The sequence below is a fragment of the Streptomyces sp. NPDC096323 genome (genome assembly GCF_040302845.1).
Classification (GTDB): domain Bacteria; phylum Actinomycetota; class Actinomycetes; order Streptomycetales; family Streptomycetaceae; genus Streptomyces.
Genome location: NZ_JBEOSI010000002.1, coordinates 584,292 through 597,721 on the forward strand (window position 1 = coordinate 584,292; position 13,430 = coordinate 597,721).

Annotated in this window: 12 protein-coding genes; 4 read left to right on the top strand and 8 right to left on the bottom strand. The window is 72.1% G+C overall.

What is annotated here, in order from left to right; translation table 11 throughout:
- The first annotated feature begins 58 nt into the window (after positions 1 to 58).
- The gene (locus tag ABTX18_RS06620) at positions 59 to 1,423 is read left to right on the top strand and encodes a DUF1254 domain-containing protein (protein ID WP_352121623.1); all 1,365 of its coding nucleotides are present in this window, start codon (positions 59 to 61) and stop codon (positions 1,421 to 1,423) included.
- 93 nt (positions 1,424 to 1,516) lie between these two features.
- Positions 1,517 to 1,741, top strand: coding sequence for a DUF2277 domain-containing protein (locus ABTX18_RS06625; protein ID WP_352121624.1), 225 nt, complete (start codon positions 1,517 to 1,519; stop codon positions 1,739 to 1,741).
- Here ABTX18_RS06625 and ABTX18_RS06630 read toward each other — a convergent pair.
- The 6 genes from ABTX18_RS06630 to ABTX18_RS06660 form a co-directional block, all read right to left on the bottom strand.
- Positions 1,728 to 2,393, bottom strand: a complete 666-nt coding sequence (locus ABTX18_RS06630) for a DedA family protein (RefSeq protein ID WP_352121625.1) — start codon at positions 2,391 to 2,393, stop codon at positions 1,728 to 1,730. The two genes, ABTX18_RS06625 and ABTX18_RS06630, sit on opposite strands and share 14 nt — an antisense overlap.
- Positions 2,394 to 2,753: 360 nt before the next feature.
- Complete coding sequence (locus ABTX18_RS06635) at positions 2,754 to 3,212, bottom strand: DoxX family protein (protein ID WP_352121626.1); 459 nt, start codon at positions 3,210 to 3,212, stop codon at positions 2,754 to 2,756.
- Between the two features lie 387 nt (positions 3,213 to 3,599).
- Positions 3,600 to 5,762, bottom strand: a complete 2,163-nt coding sequence (locus tag ABTX18_RS06645) for a permease (protein ID WP_352121627.1) — start codon at positions 5,760 to 5,762, stop codon at positions 3,600 to 3,602.
- Positions 5,762 to 6,445, bottom strand: coding sequence for an ABC transporter ATP-binding protein (locus ABTX18_RS06650; protein WP_352121628.1), 684 nt, complete (start codon positions 6,443 to 6,445; stop codon positions 5,762 to 5,764). The genes ABTX18_RS06645 and ABTX18_RS06650 overlap by 1 nt, the downstream gene beginning before the upstream one ends.
- A gap of 128 nt (positions 6,446 to 6,573) precedes the next feature.
- Positions 6,574 to 6,921, bottom strand: a complete 348-nt coding sequence (locus ABTX18_RS06655; protein WP_352121629.1) for a hypothetical protein — start codon at positions 6,919 to 6,921, stop codon at positions 6,574 to 6,576.
- A 399-nt stretch (positions 6,922 to 7,320) separates the two neighbouring features.
- Entirely contained in the window at positions 7,321 to 7,965 is a 645-nt protein-coding gene (locus ABTX18_RS06660; RefSeq protein ID WP_352121630.1) for an HNH endonuclease family protein, read from the bottom strand.
- A gap of 305 nt (positions 7,966 to 8,270) precedes the next feature.
- On the opposite strand from ABTX18_RS06660, the gene ABTX18_RS06665 reads away from it, so the two are divergent.
- Positions 8,271 to 9,056: an ABC transporter permease gene (locus tag ABTX18_RS06665; protein WP_352121631.1), complete on the top strand. Its 786-nt coding sequence runs from the start codon at positions 8,271 to 8,273 to the stop codon at positions 9,054 to 9,056.
- Between the two features lie 42 nt (positions 9,057 to 9,098).
- Here ABTX18_RS06665 and ABTX18_RS06670 read toward each other — a convergent pair whose 3' ends face one another.
- Positions 9,099 to 9,761 (bottom strand): HAD-IA family hydrolase, encoded by a 663-nt coding sequence (locus tag ABTX18_RS06670; RefSeq protein ID WP_352121632.1) that lies wholly within the window; start codon positions 9,759 to 9,761, stop codon positions 9,099 to 9,101.
- Between the two features lie 259 nt (positions 9,762 to 10,020).
- Complete coding sequence (locus ABTX18_RS06675; RefSeq protein WP_352121633.1) at positions 10,021 to 11,160, bottom strand: peptidoglycan-binding domain-containing protein; 1,140 nt, start codon at positions 11,158 to 11,160, stop codon at positions 10,021 to 10,023.
- A gap of 188 nt (positions 11,161 to 11,348) precedes the next feature.
- Between ABTX18_RS06675 and ABTX18_RS06680 the strand changes: the two genes are divergently transcribed.
- Entirely contained in the window at positions 11,349 to 13,421 is a 2,073-nt protein-coding gene (locus ABTX18_RS06680; RefSeq protein WP_352121634.1) for an MDR family MFS transporter, read from the top strand.
- Positions 13,422 to 13,430 lie beyond the last annotated feature (9 nt).

A 13,430-nucleotide genomic window follows, 5' to 3' on the forward strand; every position in this document is an offset into this window, starting at 1 on the left:
CCGCCCGGCCGGTCCACGTTCACGCCACCGCGCACGACCGCTGAAGGGGAGTCTGTCCATGTCCGACGAAGGAACGAACGAGCTCGTGGAGCTGGCCGCCGAGGCATACGTCTACGGCCATCCGCTCGTCTTCGACCTGTCGATGGTCGAGAAGTGCGTGCACGAGGGCTTCGGCCCGGTCGCGGCCGCACCTTTCAACCAGTTCTCCCACTCCGCCCGGCTCGCCGACGCCGATACGCGCTTCGTCTCCGTCAACAACGACACCGCGTACTCCCTCGCGCAGCTCGACCTCTCCAGCGGGCCCCTGCGGCTCCACGTCCCGGACACCCACGGGGCGTACTACGTCCTGCAGTTCATCGACGCCTGGACCAACAACTTCGCCTACGTCGGCCGCAGGGCCACCGGCACGGAGGCGAGCGACTGGCTCATCGTGCCGCCCGGGTGGGCGGGCACCGTCCCGGCCGACGTGCGCGGGGTGATCGACGCCCCCACGACCGTCGTCACCATCGCCGGCCGCAACGCCTGCGACGGCCGGGAGGATCTGGAGCGGCGGGTCCGTCCGTTGCAGGAGCAGTTCACCCTCACCCCCCTCAAGAAGGGCGAGCACGGCACCGGTCTGCCCGCGCCCGACGCCGGTGTGCCGCCGGAGCTCGCCTTCTTCGAGCAGCTGCGGGTGTGGATGGCCGACTTCCCGCCGTCCGCCGCCGACCGTGCCTACCAGGACCGGTTCCAGCCGCTGGGGCTCCTGGAGGAGGGGCCTTCGCCCTACGCAGCAGCCGGCCCCGGCCTCGTCAGCGCCCTGAAGGACGGGCTCGCGCGGGGCAAGGAACGGGTGGAGGCGGCCAGCGTGCCGGGCGCCGGGGGCGGGGGGAGGTGGCTGATGAACCCGCACCTCTTCGACTACAACCTCGACTGGTTCGGGGTGGGGACCATCGACTCGCCGGAATGGAAGATCGCGGATCGGCAGGAGTCCTACCTGGCCAGGGCCGTGGCGGCGCGGGTCGGACTCTGGGGGAACCACGGTTACGAGGCGGTGTACGCGCAGGCCTTCCGCGACTTTGACGGCGAGCGGCTCAGCGGCGCCCACCGCTACGAGCTCCGCTTCGAGGAGCTGCCGCCGGTCGACGCCTTCTGGTCCCTGACCATGTACGACGTCCCCGACTACTACCTGGTCGACAATCCTGCGGGCAGGTACTCGATCGGGGACCGTACCCCGGGGCTCGTGTACGGAGACGACGGTTCGCTGACCATCCACATCAGCAGGGACCGGCCCGCCGACCCGGCCGCCGCCGCGAACTGGCTGCCCGCGCCCGAGGGGAATTTCCGGCCCGGCTTCAGGCTCTACATGCCGAAGCCGCCGATCCTCGACGGGCAGTACGAGCTCCCCGTCATCCGACGGGCCGGGGCGGCCGGCCAGGGGTGATGCCGGGTCGGCGGTGGGGCGGGCCGGTGATGCTGTCGCGGCGGGCGGAAGCGGAAGCGGGACGTTGTCAGTGGGGCGGTCCACACTGGAGACATGTGCCGAAGCATCAAGACCCTTCGCCCGCCGGTCCTCCCCGAAGAGGCCACCGAGGAAGACGTCCGCGCCGCCGCCCTGCAGTTCGTCCGCAAGGTGTCCGGCTTCCGCGCCCCGGCCGCGCACAACAAGGAGGTCTTCGACCGGGCCGTCGACGAGATCGCCGAAGCGACGGCCCGGCTGCTGGACGGACTGGAAGTGCGGGGTGGTGTCAGGACGCCGTAGGGACCGGGGCGGAGGCAGCGGCGGCGGCAGCCGCCGCCGGGCGCTTCATCAGGAACGCGGCGAACGCCCCCGCGACGAACAGGGCCAGGACCGAGAGGGCCGTACCCAGCCAGCTCGCGCCGAGCCAGTGCGCGCCGAAATAGCCGAGCCCCACGCTGTAACCCGCCCAGGCCACGCCCGCCACGACGGACCACGGCAGGAATTCCTTCACGTCGCGGTGCGAGGCGCCCGCGCCCAGCGAGACGACCGAACGGCCCGCCGGCGCGAAGCGTGCGATGACGACGAGAACCCCGCCGCCACGGCTCAGGGCGGCGCCGAGACGTTCCTGCGCCGCGGTGAGACGGCGTGAGCGGGCAATGGCGCGGTCCAGGCGCTCGCCGCCGCGCCAGGCCAGCCGGTACGCGACGAGATCGCCGAGGACCGAGGCGGTGGCGGCGCAGAGGATCAGGGCCAGGACCGAGGGGACCTCGGTCACCTGACGGGCCGCGGCGTCGGCGGCCACGGACGTGGTGCCCGCGGCGGCGGCCGTTGCGGCGGTGATCACGAGGACCCCGCTCGGCAGCACGGGAAGGAAGACGTCCAGCAGCACGGAGAGGGCGACCACGACGTAGATCCATGGGCTGCCGGTCAGCGCACCCACACTCTCGAGCACCTTCTACTCCCCAGTCATTGACAAACAACGCCGCGACGTCGCAGGGGAGCGGCATGGGCGGCAGGGCCAGCTGTACAGCGTACGCCTGCCGTTCATCCGGAGATCCAAATATGGGAACGATGTTGGGCATCTCACGTGCCCCGGTTGCCCCGGTTGCCCCAGGTGTCTCACGTGGCCCTGCCGACCGCTCCCCGTCCCCGACGCTCCCCGTCCCCGACGCTCCCCGTCCTCGACGCTCCCCGTCCCCGACGCGCCTCATCCCCGAAACGCCTCGTGCCCGCCGGGGAGCGGTCCCGGCGGGCACGAGGTCTCGCGGTGGGCCCGGTCGGCGCGGGCCTGTGCGGTGGGTTCGGGGATCGGTCAGGCGGCGACCGGTGTGCTCGGCTCGGGTGCGTGGTCCTGGTCGCCCTTCGCGGCGGTGCGCGAGGTGAACAGCCGGTCCAGGGCCAGGGCGCCGGGGCCGGTGAAGACGATCAGCAGGAAGGCCCAGCAGTAGACGGCCGAGGGCTCGCCGCCGTTTTCCAGGGGGAAGAGCGCCTCGGGCTGGTGGACCTTGAAGTACGCGTACGCCATCGAGCCGGACGAGATGAGAGCCGCGAAACGGGTGCCGAGGCCCAGGACGACGAGGCTGCCGCCGACGAGCTGGATGACCGCCGCGTACCAGCCGGGCCAGGTTCCCGCGGGTATGGACCCGCCGCCCATGGCTCCGCCGAGTACGCCGAAGAGCGAGGCGGCACCGTGGCAGGCGAAGAGCAGGCCTACGACGACGCGGAAGAGCGCCAGGGCATAGGGCTGTGCCTGATTCAAGCGTGTGGACATGTGGGGAGTGCTCCTTCGGTCTGGTGGGGACGGAAACCGACTGAGCGCCAAAGATTAGGTAGACCTCACCAATACTTGCAAGTTCAACGTTTTGTCGACTGGCCGAAACTGAGCGGTGCGTCATCGGCCAACGGACCGGCGAAGACCGGCTCCAGCACGGCGCCGGGCCTGTCGGATTTGGCCTGAACCAGACAGTGCGGCTTTCCGGCCACTCAAGGTGAGCGTCATCAGCTGATTGCCCTGAGCGGGGCGGGGATGGAGTCGTGCACGGGAGAGCAGGTCGGCTGCAAAACGCGGGCGACGGGTGTGCCGCCCGGGGCGGTGGTGGGCCGAGGGGCTCGGCGAGTTCGGCGGGGGAGTGCGGGGCGGTTCCGGGCGGGGGCCTTCTCAGTCGGCGGCGGGCCTCCACCCCTCCGCCTCGCGCGCCGCCGCTCGTGCGCCCAGGAACCCGACGGTCAGGGAGACCGCCGCGCACGCCGAGACGCCGGCGGCCAGGACGGCCCAGGACACGGAGCCCTCCCGCACCAGCGCGATGAAGAACACCGAGTGCCATGCGGTCACCGCCCCGGCGACGACGGTCGTGATGAGCAGGGGCACGGTGAGGTGCCACGCGGTCACGGACCGGAACACGCGGCGCCGGCCGGTCAGGACGGACAGCGGGGCGAGAGCGTGGCGGATCCGGACGAACTCCGCCGCCGCGCTCACCGCTCCGGCCACGAGCACGAAGAGGATGCCCGTGATGCCGAAGAGCTGGACCCAGTTCGACAGGCGGGAACGCGAAGACCCGGCCCAGTCCCCTCCCAACGCGGTTATCTGCACGGCCGGGTTGGGCAGGGTGAAGGCGGCCTGCTTCACCGCGGCGAGCTGCCCGGGGGCGGTGGTCACCACGAGGAGGGACTGGGTGCCGTCCGTCCTCACGCCGGCCAACGGGGCAGGTACGAAGCTGAAGTCGCCGTACCAGCGGCGCATTTCCTCCACCTGCTCGTTCCCACCAGTCGGCTTCTTCCTGCCGTGGCATTCCACGTGCAGTACGCGCAGATCACGGCAGGTTCCCCCGAGCGTGACCCACGGCTCTCTCGACGGTCCGGGATCGTGGAACGTACGCGTCAGCAGCACCGAGCCGGCCGGCAGAGAGGAGCGGAAGCGGTCGGTCAGGGCCGCGGTCATGCCGCTGGGGGTCACCTCGATGACGGTGTCCCCGATCCGCTGATGCGTGGCGACGGCCGCGTGCGAGCGGACGCCCAGCCTGCTGGTCCACACCTGCATCTGGGCGACGACGCCGATGCCGATCACCATCGCCAGGGCGAGGCGCACGATCACGCCGGGATGGGCATGCGTCCAGCGTCCGCCGATCAGACGGCCCGGATGGCCCTTCCGCTTACCGCTGTCGGCGACCCAGGACCCCAGTCGGCGGGTGAGGAGAGCCACGACGGACGACAGGAACGCCCACATCACGACGGTTCCGGAGGTGAAGAGGAACAGCTGCGCCTTGCGGGGCACGTACTGGCTCGCCAGGACCAGGCCGACGCCCACCCCGCACAAAGCCAGGCGCCAGACGGGGACCCGGTCGCCGAAGGAGGTGGGGCGGGTGGACGTGCCGTCCCGGCTGATGCGGTGCGTGCCCACCACCAGGGCGAGGACAACCAGCAGGGACACCACGGCCGCGGCGGCGGCCGTCGGCCAGGCGCCCGCCACATCGCGGTGATCGAGGATGTATCCCGTAGGCGGCAGGCGGGTGCTGTGCAGGGACGCGACGGCGTACGGGACCAGCCCGATCAGCGTGCCCAGCGCGGCCGGGACGGCCCCTTCGCCGATGTTGACGATCATGCGGTGGCGCCAGGTGCCGCCCAGCGCCTGCAGCAGACCGCTGCGCCGGTCGCGCGTACGGGAGCCGACCCGTGCGGCGACGACGGTCAGCGCGAGGGCGGGCAGCCCGGCCAGGGCCCACAGCGCGAGGAGGGGAGAGGTCACGGCCGGCTGATTGGCCATCTCCCCCGTCCCTCCGCCGTTGCTGCCGAAGGCGGCCAGGGGGAACCAGCGGCGATCGTTCGTGGGCGCCGCATCCGGTACGCGGACATAGGCGAACCGCTCGGAGGGGGTGACCAGGCCGTCCGTGCCGATGGTGCCGGCGAACCTTCCGTAGCGGGTCAGGACGCCCTCTCCGGCGCCGGTACGGACGAGTTCGGGAGAGAGCAGAACCTCCCCCGGCTCCGGCCAGCGGTTCACACCGGCGGGCACCGGAGCGTCGGCGGTGAGCGGCCGGACGAACACCAGGGAGACCGGTCGGCCGCCGACGGAGTCGCCCCCGATCCGGTACAGCAGACGGGCATGGGCGTTCTCGCCGAAGGCGGCCACCGGGCCGCGGGCGTCCGCCCTGGTCTCCCGGCCGTCGAAGGTCGCGACCGTGGCCACGGTCGCCAGGACGACGAACGCGACGGCGGCCGCGGCGCCGAGCAGGCCCCACCACCGCAGGCGGTCGCCGGGCGTGGAGCGGCCGGCGGCGAGCCCGATCCGGAGCAGGGTGGCCGCGGTGCGGATCCGCTTCCCCATCAGAAGACCCGCGCGTCGGCGAGGAGTCCGCCACGCAGTTCGTGGCGCCGGTCGGCGCGGTCGGCCACCGAGAGGTCATGGGTGACGACCAGCAGGGCGCAGCCCCGGTCCCGGGCCGCCGTGAACAGGTGCGCGGCGACCGCCTCCTTGGCATCCGGGTCGAGGGCGCCGGTGGGCTCGTCGGCGAGCAGGACGGCGGGTTCGGTGATCAGGGCGCGGGCGACGGCGGTCCGCTGGCGCTCGCCGCCGGAGAGCATGCCGGTGGGGGTGGAGCCGCTGGGAACGCCGAGCTCGCCGAGCAGCTCCTCCGCCCGCTGGTACGCGTCCTTGGGGCGGCCCCCGTCGAGCAGGACGGGCAGGGCGACATTCTCCACCGGGCTGAGTTCGGGGAGGAGTTCACCGAACTGGAACACCATGCTCAGCGTCTCCCGGCGCGCCTGGGCGAGCCGCGCGGATCCGAGCCCCGTGAGGTCCTGGCCCGCTGCGGTGATGGTGCCCGACTGGGGCTTGATCAGTCCGAGGACGCACATGAGGAGGGTCGACTTGCCCGATCCGCTCGGCCCGGTCACCGCGACGGACTCGCCCCGGGACACGGACAGCTCCACGCCGTCGAGCAGAGTCCGCCCGCCGACCTGGTAGCTCAGGCCGCTGACGTGGAGCCCTGAGGGGTCGTTCCGGTCCACGGAATCGTGCCTCTTGTTTCTTGGGGCACGAGGGTGCCCCTCATCGTTTCTTGGAGGACGGGGGCGCCGCACCAGGCCCGGCCGGCCTGGTGCGGCGGTGGTTACGCCGCGCTTCGAGGCGTTCCCGCCTACGGGAACTTCCAGCCCGAGCAGTCGTCCGGTGCGCCGTAGTTCTCGTCGCAGACCTTGAACTGGTAGACGGTTCCCCCGTCGGCCGAGTAAGCGGTGGTACCGGAGCCGCTGTGGTTCCACAGGGTCCTCTTGTATCCCACATTGCTGATCCGGTAGTACTCCGCCTTCACCGGGTCGCCGTCACCGCTGTTGTCCTTGACGGCGATCTTTCCGCTGTCGTTCTGAGCCGGGGACCAGCCGTGCGCACCGCCGGCGTAGGCGTCGACGGCTGCCACCGCCGATGCGGTGGGTACGGCGACGGCAAGGGTCAGCAGTGCGGCCGCGACCATGGTCGTACGGGTCACTCGTTCGTACTCCTTCAGCCGTTGATGTCGAGGGTGCGAGGGGAGTGCCGGCTGCAGGGCATGGCTCTGCCGCCGATACGTCGTGCACCTCTGATGTCTCCGGGCCGGAGCCCCCCGATGAGACGGCTGAGTTATGGCACAACTGGGCCGGGGTTAACAAGAGATGGCCGGAAGCCTCCGGCTCGCCGGCGGTCCGGGGCGGGCCATGGGGCCAAGCGAGAAGCCGCAGCATGTGTGCGAGGTCGTGGCGGCCGGCGGAGGGGATCCGGGGCCGATGCGTGATCTCTGCCGGAAGGTGATCGACCGGAAATTGCCCTGGGAACAAAGGGCTCCGTATAGGCCGGAGCTGTGCACGGAGGCGGCCGGGCCGGGTGTCGGGAGGGGCCCGGCCGCCCGGTGTCAGCAGCCGTTGAGCACGGACTGCAGGGCGGACTTCTCGGCCGAGTCGACGCTCAGGCCGTAGTAGTGCTTCACGTGCACCCAGGCGCGTACGTACGTGCACTTGTACGCCGTGCGCGAGGGGAGCCAGGTCGCGGGGTCCTGGTCGCCCTTGGACTGGTTGACGTTGTCCGTGACGGCGATCAGCTGGGGGCGCGTCAGGTCGTTGGCGTACGACTGCCGTCGGGCCGTGGTCCAGGCGGAGGCGCCCGAGCGCCAGGCCTCGGCGAGCGGGACCATGTGGTCGATGTCCAGGTCGGACGCGGCGGTCCAGGTGGCCCCGTCGTACTCCGAGTACCAACTGCCGCTCACGGCGGCGCAGCTGGAGTCCTGGGTGACGTTCGTGCCGTCCCGCTTCAGGACGACCTCGCGGGTGTTGCAGGCGCCCGACTGGGTGATCCAGTGCGGGAACTTGTCCCTGCTGTATCCGGTGGACGAGCCCTCGGCCTTCACCGTCAGCTCGCTCAGATACGTACGGGCGGTGGCGGCCGAGACCGGAGTGGGCATGGCCGCCTGGGCGCTGGGGGCCGTGAGCAGTCCGGTGGTTGCGGCGAGGGCGGCGGAGGCGGCGAGCACGGCTATGCGACGCGCGTAGATACCTGACATGCGAACTCCCTGGATGTGGGGGGTGGTTGGATGGCCCGCGCGGAGCGGCCCGGCCAGCGTGGCGGCGCCAGGTTTCCGTGGGGTGGGCGCCAGGTAACAGCGTGGCGACATGGGCACGTCACATCAAGAGTTATGACGAAGAGGTTCGGGGCGCGGGGGCGCACCGGAGTGCGTGCGCGGGCGTACGGAACTGAGGGGGCGGGAGTTCCGTGGAGTGGGGCGTGGGTTGGCGGGCTACTCCGACCCGGCGTGGGAGGTGCCGGTTGGTGGCGAGGGGCCGGTGCGGGCAGCCCTAGGGTGGCGGCGTGCTGCTTCCGGTCAACATCACGCTCGGCGTCGTCCTGGGCCTGCTGCTCGCGGCCGCTGCCGCCGTCGCCTCGTTCGCGTCCCTCGGCCGGTCGCGCGAGATCGTGGTGGCCGGGCTGCGGGCCGCGGTCCAGCTCGCCGCGGTCTCCGCGCTCATCGGCTGGGTGGTCCACGCCCTGGCGCCGATGTTCGCGTTCATCGCGCTGATGTACGTGGTGGCCGTGTGGACCGCGGGCCGCCGGATCACGGGAAACCGCACGTGGTGGTGGGTGGCCGTGCCGATCGGGGCGGGGGTGGCGCCGGTCGTCGCCGTGCTGCTGCTCACCGGTCTGGTGCCGGTCCGGGGCATCGCGCTGATCCCCGTGGCGGGCATCCTCATCGGGGGCGCGCTGACCGCGACGGTGCTCGGCGGCCGGCGGGCGCTCGACGAACTGTCCACCCGGCGGGGGGAGGTGGAGGCGGCGATGGCCCTCGGGTTCCTGGACCGGGACGCGCGGCTGGAGATCGCCAGGCCCGCCGCGTCGGACGCGCTGCTGCCGGGGCTCGACCAGACGCGCACGGTGGGGCTCGTCACGCTGCCCGGGGCGTTCGTGGGCATGCTGCTGGGCGGCGCCTCACCGGTGCAGGCGGGTGCCGTACAGCTGTTCGTGCTGGTAGCCCTGATGGCCGTACAGGCCGCGGCCGTCGCGACCGTACTGGAACTGGTGGCGCGGGGGCGGCTGCACCGCGACCCGGCACAGGGCGCGGACGCGGGGCGCCGGGCCCGCCGGGGAGGCGCCCGCTGATGTGCGGGCGGACGCGGGCGCTGTCGCCCTGCGCGTGGTCCGCTAGCGCGCGTCGATGTGCAGCGCGATCGAGCCGTCCGCCGCCGCTTCCACCCGGATCTGCGTCAGGTCGTCGACATGGGCGTCGGGGGCGAGCGCCGCCGCGCGCGGGCCGACGCCCACGACGCGCATGCCCGCCGCCCGGCCGGCCGCGATGCCCGCCTCGGAGTCCTCGAAGACGACGCAGTCCGCCGGTGCGAAGCCGAGTCCGGCCGCGCCCTTGAGGAAGCCCTCGGGGTCCGGCTTGCTGGCGCCGACGCTCTCGGCGGTGACGCGGAGCTCCGGCATCCGCAGCCCGGCCGCGGTCATCCGGGCCCGGGCCAGAGCCAGGTCGGCCGAGGTGACCAGGGCGTGCGGGAGCGCGGCGATCGCGTCTATGAAGGCGGGGGCGCCGCCGATCGGGACGACGCCGTCGGTGTCGGCGGTCTCCTCGGCGAGCATCAGCCGGTTGTCCGCGTAGTTCTCCTCCATCGGGCGGTCCGGGAGGAGGACCGCCATGGTGGCGTAGCCCTGTCGGCCGTGGACCACCTTGAGCGCCGCCTCGGGGTCCAGGCCCTGCCGCAGTGCCCAGCGCCGCCAGCAGCGCTCGACGACGGCGTCGGAGTTCACCAGGGTGCCGTCCATGTCGAGGAGGAGTGCGTGGGCGGTGAGGACGGTGGCCGGCATGGGCGGGCTCCAGAGCGGGGGGTGGGGGGAAGCGAACGTCGCGCGGGGACGTGCGGCGCGGCAAAGAGAACAAGGGGGAAAGAGAACAAGGGGGAAAGAGAGCAAGGGGGGAAGAGAGCAAGCGGGAAGGAGAACAAGTGGCCCCCGCTCGCCGGTCAGGGTGTGCGCGCAGGGGCCACTTTGTTTCTCCACGATACAAAAACGGGGCCGGGAAAGCCAATCCCGGCCCCGAGGCTCGGGGGAAGCCCGGACCTCTCGGTCAGTGGCGTCCCTGCCCGGTCGTGGCCGATTCCAGTACCCGCCGGGTGTTCGGGCCGTAGACCCCCTCCGGATCGCCCTGGATGCCTCTCCATATCTGGTACTGGTGCACGGCGTCCTCGACCCGCTTCGTGTACTCGTCTCCGAGCGGCCCGTTCAGCACCCAGGCCTCCTGGAGCCTGCGCTGCAGTTCGGCCACCTCCGGACCCTCGTCCCCGAGCCGCAGCGTCGCGCCGTCCGCCGGCTCGGCGGGCGGCGCCACCTCCGCGGGCTTGCTGCTTCCCGCCGTCGCCGCGGGGGACGAGGCGGCCGCCGGCCGTGACGCGGACGCCGAAGCCGACGCGGAACGGGACGCCGATGCGGACGGGGACGGCGACGCGGAACGGGACGCCGAGGCCGAGGCGGACGGCGATCCGGACGCCGACCGCGAGGGTGACGAGGAGGCGGACGCCGACGCGGAGCCCGACGGCGCGACGCTCTCCTCGGCGAGGCTCGTCACCGCGGACGGAAGCGCCTGATCCAGGTCCGCCTCCTGGCTCCGGTCCCCGTCGAACAGCCCGCCGACGAAGGCCGCCGTGCCGACCACCGTGACGACGGCCACCCCCGCGACCAGCGCCGCGAAGGGCCGGCGGCGACGTGGCTGCACGGGGTCCGGGCCGTGCACGAGGAGCGCGGCGCCGGACGGGTCCGCCGGGTGGCCGGGCGCGCCCGGGTCGGCCTGGGGGCCGGGCCCCGCCGGGTCCAGGAACAGCGGCATCGTCGTGGCGGCGTCCCCCGGCTGGCCGCCCGGCGCGTGCCCCTGCGGCGGGCCGGAGCGGGTGTCCACCGCCTCATCGCCGCCCAGCGTCACGTACGGCCGGATGCGCAGCGGGTCGAAGTCCTCCGCCGCCGCCAGGTCCGCCGACCGCCCGGCGTGGTGCTGCTCGGTGATGCGCTGTTGCTCGGCGGTCCGCTCCGCGTCGCTGAGGTGACGCTGTGCGTGGGCCGCGTCCTCACCGGCCTGCTGCCCGCCCGACCCATACGGCCCGGCGTCCTGCTGCCGTCCCGCACCGCCGGCGGCCGGGTGCGCCGCGCAGGCGCAGCCCGGACCGGCACCCGGTCTCGTGTCCGTACCGCACTCCGGGCATATATGTCCGGTCATTGGTGGGTCCCCTCCCCTGGAGACCGGCCGGCACACGGGGGCGGCGTCCGCGCCATGTGCCGGCCGGTCCATGAACTGCCTGCGATTATGCAGCCCGTCGCCGGGAAGCCCAATCACGAAGCCCCTCGGCAGGCCATAACGGGGCAGAACAGACAGGATGGGGGGAAGCGGATCCGAGGAGATGTTTTATGGCCCAGCAGTTGAGCCCTCCGGCCCCCGCCCCCGGCGACGAACGCTCCACGCGGTCGGTTCTGGTGGCGATCGGCGCACTGCTTCTCGGCATGCTCCTGGCCGCACTCGACCAGACCATCGTCTCCACCGCGCTGCCGACGATCGTCAGTGATCTCGGCGGTCTGGAGCATCTGTCGTGGGTGGTCACCGCCTATCTGCTGGCGTCGACCGCCGCGACTCCGCTGTGGGGCAAGCTCGGCGACCAGTACGGGCGCAAAAGGCTCTTCCAGATCGCCATCGTCATCTTCCTGATCGGCTCGGCCCTCTGCGGCATCGCCCAGAACATGCCGCAGCTGATCGGCTTCCGGGCCCTCCAGGGACTGGGCGGCGGCGGGTTGATGGTGCTGTCGATGGCGATCGTCGGCGACATCGTCTCGCCGCGTGAACGCGGCAAGTACCAGGGCCTGTTCGGGGCGGTGTTCGGCGCGACGAGCGTCCTCGGACCGCTCCTCGGCGGCTTCTTCACCGAGCACCTCAGCTGGCGCTGGGTCTTCTACATCAACCTCCCCATCGGCGTCGTCGCCCTCGGCGTGATCGCCGCCGTGCTGCACATCCCGGTCCGCCGGACGAAGCACACCATCGACTACCTGGGCACCTTCCTCATCGCCTCGGTGGCCACCTGCCTGGTCCTCGTCGCCTCGCTCGGCGGCACCACCTGGGCCTGGGGATCGGCGCAGATCATCGGCCTGGCCGTCCTCAGCGTGGTCCTGCTGATCGCCTTCGTGTACGTGGAGCGGCGCGCGGCCGAACCCGTCCTGCCGTTGAAGCTGTTCAGGATCAGGACCTTCAGCCTCGTCGCGGTGATCAGTTTCGTCGTCGGCTTCGCGATGTTCGGCGCGATGACCTACCTGCCGACGTTCCTCCAGGTGGTCCACGACATCACGCCGACGATGTCCGGCGTCCACATGCTCCCCATGGTGTTCGGTCTGCTCATCACCTCGACGGCGTCCGGCCAGATCGTCAGCCGTACGGGCCGCTGGAAGGTCTTCCCGGTCGTCGGCACCGGCCTCACCGCGGTCGGCCTGCTCCTCCTGCACCGGCTGACGGAGACCAGCCCCACCTGGGAGATGAGCATCTACTTCTTCGTCTTCGGTGCGGGACTCGGCCTGGTGATGCAGGTGCTGGTCCTGGTGGTGCAGAACGCCGTCTCGTACCAGGACCTGGGCGTCGCCACCTCGGGCGCGACCTTCTTCCGCTCCATCGGTGCCTCGTTCGGCGTCGCCATCTTCGGCACCATCTTCACCAACCGGCTCACCGACAAGCTCGGTTCCGCGCTCTCCGGCCGGCCGCTGCCGCCCGGCGTCAGCGCCGAGGGGCTGGCCGCCGACCCGCGCGCGATCGGCCAGCTGCCGCCGGTGCTCCAGCAGCCCGTGCTCAACGCGTACTCGACATCGATCACCGACGTCTTTCTGTACGCCGCCCCTGTCGTCCTGATCGCCTTCCTCTTCTCCTGGCTGCTCAAGGAGGACAAGCTGCGCGGTTCGGTGACCGCCCCCGAGCCCAGCGAGACCCTGGCGTCGAACCCGGTCGAGCGGTCCTCGTACGACGAGTGCGCACGCGCGCTCTCGGTCCTCGCCACCCGGGAGGGCCGTCGCGAGGTCTACGTGAAGATCACCGAGAAGGCAGGCTACGACCTGCTGCCGGCCGCGAGCTGGATGCTGCTGCGCATCAAACGGCACGGCACGATCGAACCCGCCCGGCTCGCCGAGGTCGCCCCCGTACCGCTGCGGGTGGTCAGCGACGCCGCCCGGCAGCTGGAGGAGCGCGGTCTGGCCCGCAGGGTGGGCGTGCAGATGGTGCTCACCGAGCCGGGCGCCGAGGCCGTGATGAAGCTGTCCCAGGCCCGGGAGGAGTCCCTGGCCGAGCTGCTGGGCGACTGGTGGGGTCCGGACCGGCCGACCGACCTGGTCGCGCTGGTGTCGGAACTGACGACGGAGACGAGCGGGTCGAGCAGGGAGCGCCCCCACAGCCCGGCGCCCAAGCGGGACCACGCGGCAGGCCACCTCCCGCCGCACCACCCGCCGACCTGAGCTCTGCGC

Excerpts from the sequence above, each read along its gene's own strand:
- ABTX18_RS06675 (WP_352121633.1), bottom strand. The coding sequence starts at position 11,160 with ATGACCGGACATATATGCCCGGAGTGCGGTACGGACACGAGACCGGGT.
- ABTX18_RS06660 (WP_352121630.1), bottom strand. The coding sequence starts at position 7,965 with ATGTCAGGTATCTACGCGCGTCGCATAGCCGTGCTCGCCGCCTCCGCC.
- ABTX18_RS06620 (WP_352121623.1), top strand. The coding sequence starts at position 59 with ATGTCCGACGAAGGAACGAACGAGCTCGTGGAGCTGGCCGCCGAGGCA.
- ABTX18_RS06645 (WP_352121627.1), bottom strand. The coding sequence starts at position 5,762 with ATGGGGAAGCGGATCCGCACCGCGGCCACCCTGCTCCGGATCGGGCTC.
- ABTX18_RS06635 (WP_352121626.1), bottom strand. The coding sequence starts at position 3,212 with ATGTCCACACGCTTGAATCAGGCACAGCCCTATGCCCTGGCGCTCTTC.
- ABTX18_RS06680 (WP_352121634.1), top strand. The coding sequence starts at position 11,349 with ATGGCCCAGCAGTTGAGCCCTCCGGCCCCCGCCCCCGGCGACGAACGC.
- ABTX18_RS06625 (WP_352121624.1), top strand. The coding sequence starts at position 1,517 with ATGTGCCGAAGCATCAAGACCCTTCGCCCGCCGGTCCTCCCCGAAGAG.
- ABTX18_RS06670 (WP_352121632.1), bottom strand. The coding sequence starts at position 9,761 with ATGCCGGCCACCGTCCTCACCGCCCACGCACTCCTCCTCGACATGGAC.